This window comes from Bartonella sp. F02 (assembly GCF_026929975.1).
GTDB lineage: Bacteria > Pseudomonadota > Alphaproteobacteria > Rhizobiales > Rhizobiaceae > Bartonella.
On the sequence record NZ_JANHOK010000007.1, the window covers coordinates 1 to 18,216 of the forward strand.

Here is an 18,216-nt window from a genome sequence, read left to right on the forward strand (position 1 = left end):
TGGAGCAAGAGATCCAGCGTCGGAAAAAAGAGAAAGAAAACAAAGAGATGTAAATCATCTCCAAGACAACAGCGTCGCTAATTTTTAAAAAAAATTTCTACTATAAGGTATAGTATTATACCTTATAGTAGAAACTGAACATTTGTTATTTCATTTGCGAATTTAAAATTTGATCGTAGCAAAATAACTCCGGCTTTTTTAAGGATGACCACGTTTTTCAAACCATTTGCGACAAAAACCAATAAATGCTTTGTCAGGATCACGTGGAGCATCAAGACCTCCATCGGCCATCCAATTGCGCCATTCTTGTTCTAGATAATATACATCCCATCCAGGAGCCACAATTTTGGCTTGTTGCATTGTTTCTGCATTGAGTATGGCAACAACAAATTGCTGCGGTATGGATTTTTTCAACATCGTGCCACGATTGGTAAATGTTACCATATCGGTTTCTTTATCATAATGCACATAATAATCAGGTAGATGGTTGTGCTTGGTCAAATGCCTAACCATAAGACGGAATTTCTTTTCAGGACTTTGAGAACCACATTTTTTAAGCAATAGCAGCAACCCAACTTTCCAACTATCTTGTTGTCCGCAATGTTTCCGGGCAATTTCATATATTCTCCGCTCAAGAGGTTTACGCAAACGAAAATAATCTCGATGAAGAGTTAATACTTCTTGTGCTTTAATGGCATTGAATACCCATTCTGAAAGTTCAACTTCACACCACAGCAAGCGGCCATCGAGCCCATGTTTTCGGCGCACTGAAGCTCCGTTAATTAATCCAAATATATTTGTTTGTTCTTCATTTCCTGTTTTAATATTCGTTTTTATTGTTGTACCGCGAATCCTTTCCAAAGCGTCTTGAAGAGCCTGATAATCTCGACCTGAAGTTCCACGATTAGTAAAAACAAGTAATTCATAAGAATTAATCCGAACACGTGGACTAACTTTTTCACCCCGTTTGAGTTTATGCATGATCTGCGAGATACAATAAATTAAAATGCTCTTATCATAGATGGTTGCTAATCCTTTATAACTTGGTGTTACTTCTAGCCAATTTCCTCGCCCATCCTCATAGCGTCGTACAGTCATTTCTGGTTTTTTTGAAAGAGAATAAAAAGGATGCTCCATATGTGCCATTAAATCTTTGAATACGGCATCAGAGACATCACAGATAAAAAGATCATGCTGTGGATGACGCTCTGGTAAGAGATTTTCAAAAGAATTTGTGTTATCAGGAACCATACTATTATTTTTGTGGTTTTAGGAACCATTTGTCAAGTTTTATACTATTAAAAACAGTTCTAATGAACTAATTCGTGGTTTTAGGAACTAAAAAACGTGTTATCAGGAACTTTTTTTCGTGGTTTTAAGAACCATTTAGCTCAATATAGAAGCATTTTTTTCTATCTTTTCAAAGTGTTAAAGAATTCGCAAAATGCTTTAACACTTAATATAACACTTATATAACACACTGTAATTTTAAATAATGCACCACTTCATCTTTTGATAAATATTAAATTTAAAAAATTACGAATTAGCACATAATCAAATTTAGAAAGAAATTTTCACTAGTTTACAGTTCATTGAAACAATCCGATAAACAAATGACCCGTAAGAAGCAAAAGCATTTGCGGGTTCCTGTTTTCCAGAGAAAAAAGAGATAATTAAACGCCAAGCAAAACAAGCGGAGATGAGTGCAACGTATTATTTGCGAAATGTTTGTCAAAATTATCATATTACTAGCGTAATTGATTATGAAAAAGTTCGTGAGCGAGCATGCACAACGGTGATTTTAGTTATCTGAACGGATTTCTGAAGTTTTGGCTCATCAATGATAAGCGAACAGTATAATTTGGTAAGGAAACTATTCAAGAGTTGTTAGGTCAGATAGAAGCAATGCAAGACGAAATGAGAAAAATCAGCACCAATAGCGTTAGCTGACATTTTTTCATAAAGTTTTTGCACTATTTCTATATTTTCTTTTTGTGCATCGATAATAGATTTTTTAATTGTTATTAAGCGAGATTTATCTAAATTTCTTAACCGCACACAATGTGGAATTATATTTTTTACACACTTCATCCTGAAGAACTATAAAATGCCACAAAGAGAGTGATACACTGGGGAATACTTATGTACTTGAAGAGATTTATTGCTGATAAGTTTTTATCAAAAAAAAGAGCTTAAAATCTCCAAATATGTAACTAAAAGAGTCGAGTGAGGGGTAGTTCTTCATAAGAGAGTTTGAAATTTAATACTCTTATGAAACAGTATTACGTTGTGAGAAAATTATTATGATGCCATCACAAAGCACAACTTCAGCTACTCCAGCTAATTATTGTTACAATAATGGTGTGCTGAAAAATAAATATGGAATAGCAGATTTTCAAGAATTTACACAAAGGTGTCAAAATGATGTAAAACAAGCGATGGAGAAGTTGTATCAAGAGTCTTTACCGGATTGTTTTGATAGCTCTTACCTAATGGAGATTCATCAAAAAATATTTGGCAATACTTTTGAATGGGCTGGAAAACCACGCTATATGCACCATAAATTTGATGATGGCACGGTTGCTGTCATGAAAGAAATGAATACAACAGAATCTGGTATTACTTGTCTAAACGGTGATGAACTTCAAAGAAGCTTAGCAAAAATAGATCATACACTTGTTACAAATAACGGTTTTCAAAATTCATCGCGTGAAGATTTTATCAACTCTGTAGCGGAGATAATGACTTCTTTTAACCGTGTGCATCTATTTGTAGCAGGTAATTACCACACACAAGAGGTATTTTTTACAAAACTTGCTCAAAACGCAGGTTACGAGTTTGATTTTTCTCTTGTAACAGAAACACATATAAAAAATGTCACTGCAATTGCAGCAAAATATGGTGATTTGAAACCTATGATAGAGATGCTTAAAGGTATTTCTGATCCTATAAAAAAGCACGCTTTAAAAGAATTTATGGATAGTATGAAAAATACAGTGGGGGATGATATTCATAATAATATGATTGTCGCTGCAAAAGAAGGTCAAACCTATCAGGGTGTCTATAAAGGTTGTGGTTTAGAAGGTTTTGCAATTGAAATGGATGGTACATTTATTGTCTGCTCCGTAGACTCTCTTACATCAGAACAACGCAAAACATTTAAGCCCGGTGATAAGATTACTTTTACAGTTCCAATAGCTAAGGACTTTGAAAATTTTTTTATTTCTGCAGAAAAAATAAATCCTCCAACAAAAGAGGAAATTGCTGAAATACTGAGAAGCGATCTTGCTGTTCAAACAGCCAAAGATAGCGTTCAACGTTATGCCAGATGCGTTTATGGTAAACCTCATGTGTTAGACGATAATCTAGAGCAAATTCTTACAAACCCCAATGCAGGTGAACTTCTCCAAAGACAAGTTATCAGTACTCCTCATAGGGTTCATAAACTTGCAGGTTTTACTTGTTGTGGTTTTGGAAATAAAAGATATCAAAATGCCAAAGAGAGTGTTTGGGGTCTTGGTGAAGCGCTTGAACTGTATAACAGAGCCGTAAGGAACGTTAGAAAAGAAATTAGTCAAGAGCATCAAGAAGAACAAAATCGCTGTAAAAAACAGGTCAAGATGCCAAGTAAAGAATTGCTAAATGTTCTTAATTTATCAAAAGAAATGCAGCAAAAAACCTTATTATCTTCTTCTGGATTGCAAAAAGAGCTTAATGATTTTTTAAAGGCCGTTGATACACGTCTTTCATTACAAGAAAAGCAGGCTATCAATAATAGAAATTCTAAAGATTTAGCTAAAAGTCTTGGTGTTCCGTTACACAAAGCACAGAAAATTGTAAGAACCATTGAGCATGCAAAAAATGCACACCAGTATCAAAAAGCTCAATTAATTAAGCTTTCGCGACATCAAAAAACATTATCTATGGCAAATTAATAAATATTAAATTTTATATTACAGTCTTCTTATTCTTGAATAAGAACGTTGTTTTATCAATGTTCTATTTATAATGAATATTATTCTATATTATACCGCCAATTTTTAAAAATTCAGTTTGCAAAAAAATAAAAAACTGAAACTGTTGCATTTATGCAAATGGTTTATTGGTTGTAGTCCCCTATATAAAAATTACGAAATGACTTTTTAGAGCTTCCGATATTCATCAGTGTATTATTAAAGACAGTTTTATTAAAGAAAATACATGGTGAAATGTTATCGTCTCTGGAAGTAAAAAACAATAGTACAGAAAAAACTATAGAGAAGGCTTTTTTAAAAAGGAGCGATTTACAAAAGCAGTTCCAGCGGATCATTGTATATTTTTATGTAAAAGATCACAAGTATTCTGCGAAGCAATTGATTTTGTTATTAAAATTTTACTCTGGAAGAGAGTTCATTGTTACAAATAAAATTTTTAGAAAGAGATGCGATGGGGGAGTCATTCGTAAGAGATTTTTGTCCTCTTATGAGCAAACTGTGATCAATTTATAAGGAAACAACCATGGCAAAGTCAAAACAAGGATATGTTAGTCACGCTTCCAATTATTTTTACAACAATGGTAGTGTATTAAAAAATAAATACGGAATAACGGATTTTAAAGAACTTCAACAAAGATGTCATTATGATGCAACAAGAGCAATGGAATTTTTGTACGATGAGACTTTGCCAGAACGGTTCGATTCACAATATCTAACGAATATCCATAAAACTTTGTTTGGTAATACTTATGAATGGGCTGGCCGGACTCGCGAGGTTCCCACTATATTGCGAGATGGTACTACTGCCGTTATGGCAGAGATACAAACAGGAGAAGATGGTCTTTCTCATGCAGTCAGTATACAAGTTGAAAATGGCTTACGAGACATGAGTCAAAAACTTGCCGATAAGAATAATTTAAAAGGTTTATCGCGTGAAGATTTTATCGATGAGGTTACCGATTTAATGACCTCTCTTTATCGCATACGGCCTTTTGTAGATGGAAATAAGCGTACATCTAATATGTTTTTGGAGAAGCTTTCTGAAGCTGCAGGTCATGAACTTGATTTTTCGCTTGTAACAAAAGAACGTATGGAAACTGTATGCAAAATTGCAGTAAAACATGGCGATAAAACTCTCATGAAAGAAATGTTGAGTGATATGCTTCATCCACAAAAAGCAGTTGCTTTAGGGGAATTTATGCAGAAAATGCAAAATACTGTGGGAGATGATATTCATAAATATCTTGTTTTAGGTGTAAAAGATGGCATGACCTACGAAGGCATCTATCAAGGTTGTGGCGAAGAAGGATTTGCTCTTAAAACGAAAACTGATCTTTATGTTGTTGCTCCAGCAGGTTATCTTACCCCAGAACAGCGCAAGACGTTACAACCTGGTGATAAAATCACTTTTACAGCTCCCATGGAAAAAGACCTTAGCCAAGTTTTTATTCCTGCAGAAAAAGCAGCTGATTTAACGAAAGATCAAGTTGCTGAAAAGGTTTCACAAGATGTTATCGTTAAAGCCGCAAAAGAAACGGTTCGATATTTTTCAAATCTTGTTTATAATAAACCATCATTATTTGATAATAAAATGGATATAATTTGTCGAGTTCCAGGTGCGGGAAGTCATCTTGCAGATCAGATTGAAAATAGTCCTAGGTCTTTTGGTAGACTTGCAGGTATTAATTTTTGTGGCTTTCAAAGTAGCAGACGTCAAGAGGCAGTAGAAAATATTGGAAAACTGAGAGATGCCTTTCAAACTTATGTAACGCTTGCAGGGAATGCTAAGAAGGAAATCCTCGAAGCGCATCAAACGAAACAAGCCCGTTGCGGACAGGCGGTAGAAATGCCAAGTAAAATGTTACGGTCTCTTTTGTCTGTGTCACAAGAAACACAACAAGCAACCTTAGCGGAATCCCCTTCATTGCAAAAAGAACTTAATGATTTTATGAAAAAAATTAACAATCGTCTTACACAAGAAGAATTAAAGGCTGCTCGTAACAAAAATTATGGGCAACTTATTAGCAGTATGGGAATATCAAAAAACAAAGCAAAAGAAATTGCAACAATTGCTGATAAAGCCCAAAAGGCTTGCAATGAACTCCAAAAAAACCAACAGCAAGAGAAAGTAGTTAAGTTGCAACGTCCAAGATCAATGTCTATGGCAAGTTAACAAGTGCAAGATTTTAAGTCTGAATTGTAATATTCATGGGTAGAAATTGTTATGACAATATTTTGCTCATGAATATTCTATCGTTTAGCCTTCTATTTCTAATTTTAAGAGTGTTTTTTACAATATATCTCAGTAAAACCGAAAGAAAGGTACAATGAAATATACAAAAGCACAGTTCGTGTTTATTTTAGCGCCAATCGCTTTAGGTTCTCTAACAATATTTTTTGTTCCTCATTTATTATCTTTTATAATAGAAGACATGGATCATCGTCATGCTTATTGGTATCTTCGTTCGAAACCTTTAGTAACAATGATAATGGTTTCTATTGTATCATTGATGTATACAACATCGCAAAAACTCCATATACGCAAAGCAATAACGATCGTTTCAGCTGTTTTTTTTGCTGTCCTTGCTCTTTATTATATTGGAAATGAAATTAAACGATTAAGCCCATATGTTGGCCAAAATGGTGTTACCTGGAGTTATGCTCTACAATTCATGGATAACATGGTGATTTTTGGTGTCATTGCTGGTGTTCTTATTTTAGTGTTACAAACTGTTAAAAGCTATCCGCACACAAATCATATAAAGCGTGCAAAAAAAGGAATTTTTGGCGATGCATCATGGATGAATTTAAGTGATGCAGCCAAAATTTTTCCTGCGAATGGTCAAATTGTTATTGGTGAAAGATATCGCGTAGATAAAGATAATGTGCGCGATATTCCGTTTTCACCGAATAATAAAACAACATGGGGAAAAGGTGGCACTGCACCTTTATTAACTTTTAATCTTGATTTTGGTTCAACCCATATGATCTTTTTTGCTGGTTCTGGTGGATATAAAACAACAAGTACAGTCATTCCTACCTGTTTAACATATTCAGGATCTGTTGTTTGTCTTGATCCTTCAACAGAGGTTGCGCCAATGGTCAAATTTGCGCGTAAAAAAATGGACAATAGGGACGTTATTATCCTTGATCCAAATTCAGTATTAACAAAAAAAATTAATGTGATTGATTGGCTTTTAGACGACAGTGTACCACGCACACAACGTGAAGCTAATATTGTGAGTTTTGCCAAGTTGCTTCTTACGGATAAAAAATCAGATAATTCTTCGGCGGAATATTTTTCAACACAGGCTCATAATCTTTTAACAGCTCTTCTGGCCCACGTTATATTTTCTGATGAGTATAAAGAGAGTGAACGTAATTTGAAAACATTACGAAAAATTCTTTCTCAGTCAGAAACCGCTGTTGTTAATCAGTTACGCAATATTCAAGAAACTTCGCCTTCTCCTTTTATTCGTGAAATGGTTGGTATTTTTACAGAAATGGCAGAGCAAACGTTTTCGGGAGTTTATACAACTGCATCCAAAGATACCCAATGGCTTTCTTTATCCAATTATGCAGATCTTGTTTGTGGCAATGATTTTGCGTCTTCGGATATTGCAAATGGAAATATAGATGTTTTTCTCAATCTTCCTGCAAGCATTTTGAATAGTTATCCAGGTATTGGACGTGTGATCATTGGAGCGTTTTTAAATGCAATGGTTACAGCTGATGGAAATTATAAAAAACGCGTTTTGTTTGTTTTAGATGAAGTCGACCTTTTAGGTTATATGGATATTTTAGAAGAAGCACGCGACCGTGGTCGTAAATATGGTATATCTTTAATGTTGTTTTATCAATCGTCTGGTCAGTTGGTTAAGCACTTTGGAGAATCTGGAGCACGATCATGGTTTGAAAGCTGTTCATTTGTGAGTTATGCCGCCATTAAAGATCTCCATACAGCCAAAGATATTTCAGAACGCTGTGGTCAAATGACTGTTGAAGTATCTGGAATAAGCAAATCTAGAGGATTGTCTCTTACTAGGGGTTCTCAAAACATCAATTATCAACAAAGAGCACTGATTTTACCTCACGAAATTATTCAAAATATGCGTCAAGATGAGCAGATTATTCTTATGCAAGGACAATCACCCTTACGATGTGGACGATCAATCTATTTCAGAAGAAAAGAAATGCTTGCTGCCGTTGCTAAAAATCGTTTTGCTCCAAAAAGTGAATAAAAAATATAAAATTCTTTATTGATAATTGATATCAAAACGATAATGCAAAAAGAGCAATGGATATTCTGAACAATGAACCATTTCCATAACAATTTTATTTTAAGTTTTTGACATAAAATGAAAAGAACTTATTAAAAATCATCAATCATAAATTTCAAAGGGATTATAAGATCCATTATTTTGACGCCATTGTAAAGGTTCGGTAAAATCGCTTGACCAAATACCAACCTTATTTTTTCGTGAAGTTTCTTCAGTATTAAGATATTGTATTGGAATAGGATCTTTATTATCTTTTGATATCACTAACATGCCTTCTGCAAGGCCTACTTCAGCTAAATCAACGCCTTGGACAAAACATTGTGCATAGCTAATTCCATTACGCACAACAGCTTGCTTACATGATAAATCTTTACCAAGTGTTTTCGTAACTAACCAAGCTGTTGTAACCGCACCACATGGCCATGCTTGATTATTTAATTTTGCTCTTTGACGTGGTGCACATGTATCTACACCATATAAATGAATATTGCGAGCAATATGCTTACGCCAAGATTCTGCAACAGGGGTTATTAATTTAAATGTAGCACCACTCGTGACAGATGCTTTGCCATTAAAAACAATCGTATTATTAGGCAAAACACTATTTTGCAAATTCAAATCCTGTTTATATTTTGTCAATTGTGGCTGAATATTGGATTCAGAGGATTTTCCTTTTTCTAAATATATATCAACGATATCTTGGAAATTTTCCATCTTGAATCCATTAAAAGCGCTTAAATCTATTTCGCCTTTGTATCTACTTATCCCCCACAATACAGAACCTATAATGTATATAATAACGATTGTTTTAAATTGTATTTTCTTTGCATGTTTACTAAAAAAACCCATTTTATTTATATCCATTAAGATTTGTAAGCATAGTTTTCCTCTCTCAAAAAAGAGAACTTAAAAACAGAATGTGTTGTAAATTAACAACATTCCGTAAATATAAAAACTATTTTTATACTTTAAATATTGTCATTTTGATAAAATAATACACTTTATGGTTGTATTATAATGCACCATATTTTGTATCTTAGATAAGGCATTTTGAAAGTAAGCAAGCAATCATCACGAAAGATTTTAATAAAGCAAGAGCGATTTAAGGTGAATGAGATTGAGAAAGCCTAAGATAATAAGAGTTTTTGGTGTTGGGACAAAACTAAACATTCTTTTTAAAGAGAGGTAAAATGACAGACAATACATCCAAACATACATATTTTATCATTATCATGATGCTTTTAACAGCAGTTGTTGTCTTCAATCCTGCGTATGCGGCTTCTAGTACTTTGGGGAATGTTGATAACGTTTTACAAAGCATTGTTGATATGATGACAGGTACAACCGCAAGGCTTATGGCAATTATATGTGTTGCTGCTGTGGGGATTGGCTGGATGTACGGATTTATTGACTTACGCAAAGCAGCTTATTGTCTTCTCGGTATTGGTATTGTTTTTGGTGCCCCCAATCTCGTTGGTACATTGATGGTAAAAACAACTCCAGCTTAATGGGATAGTGAGAGATGAATGAAGATACCCTTTTTCTTGCATGTACAAGACCAGCCATGTTTGCTGGTGTAACAATGGAAGCGATGGCGCTTAATATCATGGCCACATCTACTCTTTTTATTTTGACAAGTAGTTTTACAATGATTGGTTTTGGTGTTGGAATGCACTTTGTTTTGCGTGAAGTCACTAAATACGATCACAATCAGTTTCGTGTATTAGTTGCTTGGCTGAATACGCGAGGAAAACAAAAAAATCTCACAAAATGGGGTGGTGGATCTACATCCCCATTACGTCTTATTCGTACTTATAAGGAATTAAGTCATTGAAACAGACGTCAATTATGAAAAGGGAATCTTTACCTGAAGATTATATTCCCTACGTACGCTACGTCAATAAACATGTCATTGCGTTAAACTCACGCTGCTTAATGAGTGTGATCGCTGTTGAGGGTATAAATTTTGATACTGCAGATATTGATCAATTAAATTCTTTGCATGATCAATTAAACATCTTATTAAAAAATATTGCTGATGAACGAGTTGCTTTATATTCTCATGTTATTCGTCGACGTGAAACTATTTACCCAGACAGTAAATTTACTTCATCTTTTGCAACAAGATTAGATGAAAAATACAAAGCAAAAATGGTTTCACAAGATTTGTATAGAAATGATCTTTTCATTTCATTGTTATGGAACCCAGCAGCAGATAAAACTGCACAAATCAATGAATTTTTTCAGCGATTAACAAAAGCTAAAAAAACACAATCTGAGCCAGATGCTGAAGCTATTCGTAAGGTTGAAGATATCAGTGAGGATCTTATACAAGGTTTAGAAAGCTATGGAGCGCGCCTTTTATCAATTTATGAGCATGATGGCATTTTATTTTCTGAACAAAGTGAATTTTTACACCAATTGGTAGGTGGAAGACGTGAGCGTGTGCCAGTCACATTTGGGACTATTGCATCAACAATTTACTCAGATCGTCTTATTTTTGGCAAAGAAATTATTGAAATTCGTCATGAAAGTAATGAACGCTTTGTTGGTATATTTGGATGGAAAGAATATCCATCTAAAACACGGCCAGGTATGACGGATGGTTTGCTGACAGTACCATTCGAGTTTATTTTAACACAGTCTTTTGTTTTTAAAAGTAAGGCGGCCGCCAGCACTATTATGGGACGGAAACAAAATCAAATGATTAATGCGGCAGATCGTGCAAGTTCACAAATTGATGAGCTTGATGACGCGCTTGATGATTTAGAGTCTAATCGTTTTGTTTTGGGTGAACATCATCTTTCGCTAGCAATTTTTGCTAATCGTCCAAAAGAGTTGACAGAATATCTATCAAAAGCACGCGCCCATTTAACTAATGGTGGAGCGGTAATAGCTAGAGAAGATTTAGGATTGGAAGCAGCGTGGTGGGCGCAGTTGCCTGGAAATTTTAGCTATCGCGCACGATCTGGAGCAATTACAAGCAGAAATTTTGCAGCTTTATCTCCATTTCATTCATTCCCCATTGGAAAACTCGAAGGTAATGTTTGGGGATCTGCTGTTGCATTGTTGAAAACACAAGCTGGTTCACCTTATTATTTTAATTTTCATTATGGCGATCTTGGTAATACCTTTGTGTGTGGTCCATCCGGATCCGGTAAAACAGTGATTGTGAATTTTCTTCTCGCACAATTACAAAAACATAATCCTACCATGGTTTTTTTCGATAAAGATCAAGGTGCAGAAATTTTTGTACGGGCTGGAGGCGGAAAGTATAAGCCTTTGAAAAATGGCTATCCTACTGGCATTGCGCCATTAAAAGGGATGGAATATACGGCAAAAAATAAAGTCTTTCTTCGAAACTGGGTCTTAAAGCTTGTAACAGCTGAAGGACAAGCGGTGACGGAACAAGAAAAACAAGATATTGCAAAAGCTATAGATGCTTTAGAAAGCCTGCCTCTTGAACAACGTTCTCTTGGTGCTCTCCAACTCTTTTTGGATAATACATCAAAAGAAGGCATTGCTATACGCTTACAACAGTGGATTAAAGGTAATGCCTTGGGTTGGGTTTTTGATAACGATTACGATGATTTAAGTCTAGATGCAAAATTTATTGGTTACGATATGACCGATTTTTTGGACAATGATGAAATTCGGCGTCCTTTGATGATGTATTTGTTTAATCGGATTCTCGATCTTATTGATGGTCAGCGTATTATTATTGTTGTTGATGAATTTTGGAAAGCACTTGAAGATGATTCATTCAAAGCTTTTGCGCAAGATCGTCTGAAAACAATTCGTAAGCAAAATGGCATGATGCTCTTTGCTACACAAAGTCCCAAAGACGCTTTAAATTCAACAATTGCACATACCATTATTGAGCAATGTCCTACTCAAATATTTTTTCCAAATCAAAAAGCAAATTACAATGATTATGTCGAAAACTTTAAACTGACTGAGCGCGAATTTGAATTACTTCAGTCAGAATTGAGCAGGGAATCTCGCCGTTTTCTCATAAAACAAGGACAAAGCTCTGTTGTTGCAGAACTGAATTTACGTGGAATGAGCGATGAAATTGCTGTCTTGAGTGGTACAACCAAAAATATCGAACTCATGAACCAAATTATAAATGAATATGGCGACAACCCTGATCAGTGGCTTCCGATATTTTATCAAAGGAGAGAAAATCAATGAAAAAATATTATTTAGCGGCATTTTTGCCTTTGTTTTTTATCTCTAATGCGATGTCACAAGATATTTCAAATGTTGATGCATATTATCAAACAGCATTAAAAAGTACACAAACATTAAATGATATAAATCCAGAAGACATTTATAAGTTGGTTGAGCAGAAGAAACAGGAAATTTCTGATTTAGAACAGCAATTTATAAATGTTAGTGCAAGTACAAGTGAAACAAAAACAGAAGAATTACAACAACTTCAAATAAAAATATCGCTTCTTCAAGCGGAATTGCAAATGGGCGCTCTAGGACTTCAATCTCTTTCTATGATTAAAGCAAAAACGGAAAAAACGAAAGAAGAAATACGTGAAGAAGAACAACAGAAAAAGCATAAACAGATTGAAGAAAAATTAAATCAAAAACTTGCACAATCTAAAGGGAAACTGAATTTAAGATAATGTCGGATTTTAATTTTGCTCCATTCGAAAGTATTTCTGATTATATTTTACAACCACTTTCTAGTGTTGTTGATACGACAGTTGCTGGTTTAGCTTCTGCTATCGCTGCTCCATTGAATCTTGCAGGAATTATTTTTATATTTCTGTATGGTTATAATGTTATGAGTGGTCGTGCTGCTCTTTCGGTAAATAGTCTTATTAATAATGTTGTTAAAATTGTTGTCGTGACAACAATGGCAACAAATGCAGATACATTTAATGTTTATGTTAAGGATATTTTCTTTGGTAATTTAGCAACAGCGGTTGGTAATGCTTTTAACAGTAGTCCTGCTGATGCCAATGTTTTTGATTATATTTTGTTAAAGACAAGTGCTTGTTACCAAGAGGTTCTAGCTGCTGCTTGGCTTTTTGAAAAAATCATCGTTGGCTTTATTGGCGCTTTTATGATTTTGGCGGTTATTATCTTTTGTATAGCTGGTTTTACTGTCCAAATATTTGCAAAAGTTGCTCTTGTGATGATTATAGGTCTTGGGCCTCTTTTTATCAGTTTATATTTATTCAATGCAACACGAAAATTCACTGATGCATGGATTACGACATTGGCTAATTTTACGATTTTGCAAATTTTGGTCATGATGCTTGGGACTATTATGTGTAAAATTATCATGTCTGTTCTCAGTGCTTCATATGATTCAATTTATTACCTTTTCCCGCCTGTAGTTGTTACAGCTTTCGTAGGAAGTATTATTTTTCGCATGCTTCCAGGAATTGCTTCTGCACTTGCTAATGGCGGACCATATTTTCAAGCTGCAGCGTCTTCAGGAGGACAGATTTTCGCTATGATGTCTGGTGGCTTAAAAGCTGGCGAAAATGCAACAAGAAGTGTTGTTTCAAAACTTTCTGGGAGTGCATTAACAGCAGCAAAAAATGGAGTTCGAGGTCGTGGCCGGTTTTAATATCAAACACCTATAAAAAAGATCATGTTTTTTATCTTTAAACTGAACACGTCGAAAAATAGGCTCATTATACAACTAATACGGGAAATCGTTTTTATATTTATATTTAAAAAGTTGAATCAAAGTGTTTTGTCCAAGGCTTTTGGAAGATAATTCAGAATAAAAACACCGATGTGTTGTTACAAAAATATTTATGAGTTCAAAAAATGAAAATAATTATTATTACAACTTTTGCGATAGTTCTTTCTGGTTGTACTTCTCTTAGTGGTACTAAAAAATTACAACGATGTGATGGTAAGCACACCCGTATTTTAAACAAAGATAAGTGGGATTGGAACAATAAAAGCACTCTTCCGCAAGGAAAAAACGTCAAGCCCGTTGTAAAACCAGTGATCCTTAATATGCAGGAAAATGAAAAGTTAAAAATTGATGCGGCCAGTTAACATGACTTCGTAAAATGAGTGAATGCATGAAACATTATTTTATAAAAATTGCGGAGAGAATGCGTGAAAAGTGATGCATTTGATGAATACGTAAAAGAAGCACGATCATTCGATATAGATCGTATGCATGGTATGCGATTGCAGATGAGGCTTTTTATGGTTTTGACCATACTTTTTGGGTTGATGACAATCGCTTTGGCTTTAGCTGTTGTAGCATTAACACCTTTAAAAACAGTAGAGCCTTTTGTTATTCGCGTTGATAATTCAACGGGGATTGTAGATACTGTTAGCGCATTAAAAGAGGCTCCTCAAAATTATGATGAAGCGATAACACGCTATTTTGCTAGCAAATATGTTCGTGCACGTGAAGGTTTTCTATTATCAGAAGCAGAAAGTAATTTCCGAACTGTTTCTCTTTTATCTTCATCAGAAGAACAAAACCGTTTTGCAAAATGGTATGCTGGCAATAATCCACAAAGCCCACAAAACATTTATCGAGATATGATTGTTACAGTTACAATCAAATCGATTTCCTTTTTAAGCAAGGATCTTATTCAAGTGCGCTATTATAAAATGATTAGAGATTTTGCTGGGAAAGAAAGTATTTCTCACGAAGTTGCAGTTTTAAATTTTTCCTACATTAATGCATTTATTGGAGTCGAAGATAGATTAATCAATCCACTTGGGTTTCAAGTGTTTGAGTATAGGTCTGATCCAGAGGTGGTACAATGATCAGATTTTTAAAAATACTTTTTTTAGCGTTTATCGTTGTCGTAAGTTGTTACACAGGAATATTATTTGCAGAAACAACACCTGTTAGTGCACCAAAAGATAATCGCATAAGATTCGTCAATTATGATCCACACAATGTCACACAAATCATAGGATCCATTCGCTCTTCAGTGCAGATTGAATTTGCCGACTATGAAGAAGTAACTCATGTGGGGATTGGTAATTCTGTTGCTTGGCAAGTTGCGCCAGCTGGTCATTTTGTTTTTTTAAAACCACGTGAAATTCAGCCTATTACTAATTTGCAAATTGTTACAACGCGCGAAGATGGAACAAAACGGTCTTATCAGTTTGAATTGCAAGTACGTGAAGGTGATGTTTCAGCTGGAAATGATACGTATTTTCTTGTTAAGTTTCGTTACCCACAAGATGAAGCGTTGCGTAAAAAATTAGCTGAACAAGCAAAAATTGAACAGCGCGAAGCAGAATTTGTTGATAACGTTTTAAGCATTCATGAAGATTTTGGTCCACGTAATTGGGCTTATGAAGCGCAAGGTTCCGTTTTAATTGAACCAGTTTCTGTTTATGATAACGGAAAAACAACAACATTTACATTTTTAGGCAATACTGAAATTCCTGCTATTTATATTGTATCGCTTGATGGACAAGAATCTCTCGTTCCAAAATCAATTAACGGAAATAAAGTTATTGTTCACGCTACAGCTCTACAATTTACTTTGCGCCGCGATAAGGAAGTACTGTGCATCTTCAATAGAAGATTTACACCTGCAGGATTTACTCCCGAAACAGGTACAACATCACCATCTGTACAACGTCAAGTGAATATAGGAAGCGGCCATGAGTAATGAAGTATATGATGAAAATGATATTGATGATCGCGACACAATAAAAGACGGAAAAGCGAAAAAAGAGAACTCTAATGTAAGTAAATCAGTTGCTTTTTTTATTCTTTTGGGCGTTTGCGGTTATTTAGTATATTTAACGCTTTCAACTTCAACGGATAAAAAAAAGTCCGTTGAACCTCCAAAGAAGGGGATTATTAAACAAACGGAGTTTTTTTCTCCTGCAGATCCAAAGCCTCCTGTACTTCTTGAGACGGCTGAACAAGACAAAACTCTGTTGCCCACGATTGAGTTGCCAACACCGCAAAAAACAAATACACAAAATTTTGATAATTCATTATTAGAAGCAGCACAGCGTGCTCCTGTATTGGCTTATTCCAATCAAAATCAAGCGCAAACAAATGGAGAAACGAACAATGAAACTTCGCTTCACAGTTTTGAAAATAAGCCTGATGAAGCGGCACAACGTTTTAATCACCTTCTTGAACCTACAGTTTCTAAAGGTGTACGCGCTTCGGTACTTGGTAATAGAAACTACATCATCGCGATGGGCGCTTCTATTCCATGTATATTAGAAACAGCTATCAGTAGTGATCAACAGGGATTTGTGAGTTGTATTGTTTCTAGGGATATTTTATCCGACAATGGTCGTGTTGTTTTACTTGATAAAGGGACACAAATCGTTGGTGAATATCGTTCTGAATTAAAAAAAGGACAAAATCGTCTCTTTGTTTTGTGGAACAGAGCAAAAACACCAAATGGCGTTATTATAACATTAGCGTCTCCAGCAACAGATGCCTTAGGGCGTTCTGGTATAGATGGTGAGGTTGATAATCATTGGTTTGAACGAATTGGATCTGCATTTCTTATATCATTTGTAAAAGATATAACACGTTATGCTGGTGAGCACTATTTCCCAAAAGATCAAAATACAAAAAGTTCTAATACAGTTTCTACTGGGCAAGATATTGCAAATATTTTTGCTGAAAATTACGCAAATATTCCGCCAACATTGACTAAAAATCAGGGTGAAATAGTTAATGTCTTTGTCGCTAGAGATTTAGATTTTTCCAGTGTTTACAAATTAAAAGTAACTGAAAACAAAAAGCGTATTTTAAATCGGGCTCTTTTAGGAAACTTTTATAAAAATCCGGTAACGTTTAAATGAATCAAAATTTGCCAAATAGAGTTGATGAAGCTGTCGCGGTTGTTTTAACAAAGCTTGAGCCAATTAACACTTTTTTGAAAGACGAGACTCTTTTTGAAATTGTTATTAATCATCCCCGTCAAGTGATGATTGAAGGTATTCATGGATGGCAAACTATAGAGGTTCCAGCTTTATCATTTGATGAATTAATGAGTATAGCTAAGGTTATAGCATCTTATTCTAAACAAAATATATCTGATAAAAATCCAATACTATCCGCCACGTTACCAGGTAATGAGCGGATTCAAATTGTCATTCCGCCAGTTGTAGAAAAAGATACAGTAAGCATGACAATTCGCAAACCGTTTTCGCATAATTTTTTACTTGAAGATTTGGCGGATAAAGGCCTCTTTTCAATATGCGAACATGTATCATTTACACCATTGCGTGATTATCAAGTTCGTCTTCACGAACTTAAAAGCTCTGAGCGTGATTTAGCGACTGCTTATTGCAATAAAGATTTTGTCTCTTTTTTAAATCAAGCTGTACAGCTGCAAAAAAATATTCTTATTGCAGGGAAAACAGGTTCGGGAAAGACAACGCTATCAAAAGCATTAATCGCTAAAATTCCCGAAGATGAGCGGATTATTACTATTGAAGACACAAAAGAATTAATTGTGCCACAACATAATCATGTTTCTATGGTTTATTCTAAAGATGGCCAAGGGTTAGCTTCTGTTGGTCCAAAAGAATTGCTTGAATCTGCTTTACGAATGCGTCCTGATCGGATTCTTTTACAAGAACTTCGTGATGGTACAGCTTTTTATTATATCCGCAATGTTAATTCAGGTCATCCAGGTTCAATTACAACCGTTCATGCGTCAACAGCGCTTGCCGCCTTTGAGCAAATGACTCTTTTGGTTAAAGAAAGTGATGGCGGGAGCTATTTAGAGCGCGAAGATATCCGAGGTTTATTGATCTCAATGATTGATATCATTGTTCAATGCAAACGGGTTGATAGAAAATTTAAGGTTACAGAAATTTATTATGACCCGTTCAAGCAACGAAATATCTTTGGAGGTGGTTAGAAATGAACATTTTATCTCTCTCAAAAGATTTTTAAAAACGAATTTTAACAACGGAGAAGGAGGATAATGATCAGAAAAGATAACAGAATTTTTTTT

At 34.8% G+C, this 18,216-nt stretch carries 15 protein-coding genes and 1 pseudogene; 14 read left to right on the plus strand and 2 right to left on the minus strand.

The window, feature by feature from the left end:
• Window positions 1-198: 198 nt before the first annotated feature.
• Window positions 199-1,251 (minus strand): replication initiator protein A, encoded by a 1,053-nt coding sequence (locus NPY00_RS05715; RefSeq protein WP_269021116.1) that lies wholly within the window; start codon window positions 1,249-1,251, stop codon window positions 199-201.
• A gap of 409 nt (window positions 1,252-1,660) precedes the next feature.
• Here NPY00_RS05715 and NPY00_RS06315 point away from each other — a divergent pair.
• From NPY00_RS06315 to traG, 4 genes and pseudogenes are all read left to right on the plus strand, one after another.
• Window positions 1,661-1,813, plus strand: a pseudogene (locus tag NPY00_RS06315) (plasmid mobilization protein); the annotation flags it as partial.
• A 490-nt stretch (window positions 1,814-2,303) separates the two neighbouring features.
• Window positions 2,304-3,935 (plus strand): BID domain-containing T4SS effector, encoded by a 1,632-nt coding sequence (locus NPY00_RS05720; RefSeq protein WP_269021117.1) that lies wholly within the window; start codon window positions 2,304-2,306, stop codon window positions 3,933-3,935.
• A gap of 562 nt (window positions 3,936-4,497) precedes the next feature.
• Window positions 4,498-6,147 (plus strand): BID domain-containing T4SS effector, encoded by a 1,650-nt coding sequence (locus tag NPY00_RS05725; RefSeq protein WP_269021118.1) that lies wholly within the window; start codon window positions 4,498-4,500, stop codon window positions 6,145-6,147.
• Window positions 6,148-6,301: 154 nt separating this feature from the next.
• Complete coding sequence (gene traG, locus NPY00_RS05730) at window positions 6,302-8,215, plus strand: Ti-type conjugative transfer system protein TraG (RefSeq protein ID WP_269021119.1); 1,914 nt, start codon at window positions 6,302-6,304, stop codon at window positions 8,213-8,215.
• Window positions 8,216-8,356: 141 nt separating this feature from the next.
• Here traG and NPY00_RS05735 read toward each other — a convergent pair whose 3' ends face one another.
• Window positions 8,357-9,103, minus strand: a complete 747-nt coding sequence (locus NPY00_RS05735; RefSeq protein ID WP_269021120.1) for a hypothetical protein — start codon at window positions 9,101-9,103, stop codon at window positions 8,357-8,359.
• A 341-nt stretch (window positions 9,104-9,444) separates the two neighbouring features.
• On the opposite strand from NPY00_RS05735, the gene NPY00_RS05740 reads away from it, so the two are divergent.
• From NPY00_RS05740 to virB11, 10 genes are all read left to right on the plus strand, one after another.
• Complete coding sequence (locus tag NPY00_RS05740) at window positions 9,445-9,762, plus strand: TrbC/VirB2 family protein (RefSeq protein WP_269021121.1); 318 nt, start codon at window positions 9,445-9,447, stop codon at window positions 9,760-9,762.
• A gap of 14 nt (window positions 9,763-9,776) precedes the next feature.
• Window positions 9,777-10,088 (plus strand): type IV secretion system protein VirB3, encoded by a 312-nt coding sequence (locus tag NPY00_RS05745; RefSeq protein ID WP_269021122.1) that lies wholly within the window; start codon window positions 9,777-9,779, stop codon window positions 10,086-10,088.
• Between the two features lie 14 nt (window positions 10,089-10,102).
• Window positions 10,103-12,448 (plus strand): VirB4 family type IV secretion/conjugal transfer ATPase, encoded by a 2,346-nt coding sequence (locus tag NPY00_RS05750; RefSeq protein ID WP_269021158.1) that lies wholly within the window; start codon window positions 10,103-10,105, stop codon window positions 12,446-12,448.
• The gene (locus NPY00_RS05755) at window positions 12,445-12,894 is read left to right on the plus strand and encodes a type IV secretion system protein VirB5 (protein ID WP_269021123.1); all 450 of its coding nucleotides are present in this window, start codon (window positions 12,445-12,447) and stop codon (window positions 12,892-12,894) included. Before NPY00_RS05750 ends, NPY00_RS05755 begins: the two co-directional genes overlap by 4 nt.
• Window positions 12,894-13,850 carry a type IV secretion system protein gene (locus tag NPY00_RS05760; RefSeq protein WP_269021124.1) on the plus strand — a complete coding sequence of 319 codons (957 nt, stop codon included), beginning with the start codon at window positions 12,894-12,896 and terminating at the stop codon, window positions 13,848-13,850. The genes NPY00_RS05755 and NPY00_RS05760 overlap by 1 nt, the downstream gene beginning before the upstream one ends.
• Window positions 13,851-14,056: 206 nt before the next feature.
• Window positions 14,057-14,293 carry a type IV secretion system protein VirB7 gene (locus tag NPY00_RS05765; protein ID WP_329958001.1) on the plus strand — a complete coding sequence of 79 codons (237 nt, stop codon included), beginning with the start codon at window positions 14,057-14,059 and terminating at the stop codon, window positions 14,291-14,293.
• 63 nt (window positions 14,294-14,356) lie between these two features.
• On the plus strand, window positions 14,357-15,025 hold the full coding sequence (locus NPY00_RS05770) for a virB8 family protein (RefSeq protein WP_269021125.1): 669 nt from the start codon (window positions 14,357-14,359) through the stop codon (window positions 15,023-15,025).
• Window positions 15,022-15,888, plus strand: a complete 867-nt coding sequence (gene virB9, locus NPY00_RS05775; RefSeq protein ID WP_269021126.1) for a P-type conjugative transfer protein VirB9 — start codon at window positions 15,022-15,024, stop codon at window positions 15,886-15,888. The genes NPY00_RS05770 and virB9 overlap by 4 nt, the downstream gene beginning before the upstream one ends.
• Window positions 15,881-17,053, plus strand: a complete 1,173-nt coding sequence (gene virB10, locus NPY00_RS05780) for a type IV secretion system protein VirB10 (RefSeq protein WP_269021127.1) — start codon at window positions 15,881-15,883, stop codon at window positions 17,051-17,053. Before virB9 ends, virB10 begins: the two co-directional genes overlap by 8 nt.
• A complete protein-coding gene (gene virB11, locus NPY00_RS05785) occupies window positions 17,050-18,120 on the plus strand; it encodes a P-type DNA transfer ATPase VirB11 (protein WP_269021128.1) in 1,071 nt (356 codons plus the stop codon). Before virB10 ends, virB11 begins: the two co-directional genes overlap by 4 nt.
• The last annotated feature ends 96 nt before the right edge of the window (window positions 18,121-18,216 follow it).

Excerpts from the sequence above, each read along its gene's own strand:
- virB11 (WP_269021128.1), top strand. The coding sequence starts at position 17,050 with ATGAATCAAAATTTGCCAAATAGAGTTGATGAAGCTGTCGCGGTTGTT.
- virB9 (WP_269021126.1), top strand. The coding sequence starts at position 15,022 with ATGATCAGATTTTTAAAAATACTTTTTTTAGCGTTTATCGTTGTCGTA.
- NPY00_RS05740 (WP_269021121.1), top strand. The coding sequence starts at position 9,445 with ATGACAGACAATACATCCAAACATACATATTTTATCATTATCATGATG.
- NPY00_RS05725 (WP_269021118.1), top strand. The coding sequence starts at position 4,498 with ATGGCAAAGTCAAAACAAGGATATGTTAGTCACGCTTCCAATTATTTT.
- NPY00_RS05760 (WP_269021124.1), top strand. The coding sequence starts at position 12,894 with ATGTCGGATTTTAATTTTGCTCCATTCGAAAGTATTTCTGATTATATT.
- NPY00_RS05735 (WP_269021120.1), bottom strand. The coding sequence starts at position 9,103 with ATGGGTTTTTTTAGTAAACATGCAAAGAAAATACAATTTAAAACAATC.
- NPY00_RS05715 (WP_269021116.1), bottom strand. The coding sequence starts at position 1,251 with ATGGTTCCTGATAACACAAATTCTTTTGAAAATCTCTTACCAGAGCGT.
- virB10 (WP_269021127.1), top strand. The coding sequence starts at position 15,881 with ATGAGTAATGAAGTATATGATGAAAATGATATTGATGATCGCGACACA.
- NPY00_RS05745 (WP_269021122.1), top strand. The coding sequence starts at position 9,777 with ATGAATGAAGATACCCTTTTTCTTGCATGTACAAGACCAGCCATGTTT.
- NPY00_RS05755 (WP_269021123.1), top strand. The coding sequence starts at position 12,445 with ATGAAAAAATATTATTTAGCGGCATTTTTGCCTTTGTTTTTTATCTCT.
- traG (WP_269021119.1), top strand. The coding sequence starts at position 6,302 with ATGAAATATACAAAAGCACAGTTCGTGTTTATTTTAGCGCCAATCGCT.
- NPY00_RS05720 (WP_269021117.1), top strand. The coding sequence starts at position 2,304 with ATGATGCCATCACAAAGCACAACTTCAGCTACTCCAGCTAATTATTGT.
- NPY00_RS05765 (WP_329958001.1), top strand. The coding sequence starts at position 14,057 with ATGAAAATAATTATTATTACAACTTTTGCGATAGTTCTTTCTGGTTGT.
- NPY00_RS05750 (WP_269021158.1), top strand. The coding sequence starts at position 10,103 with ATGAAAAGGGAATCTTTACCTGAAGATTATATTCCCTACGTACGCTAC.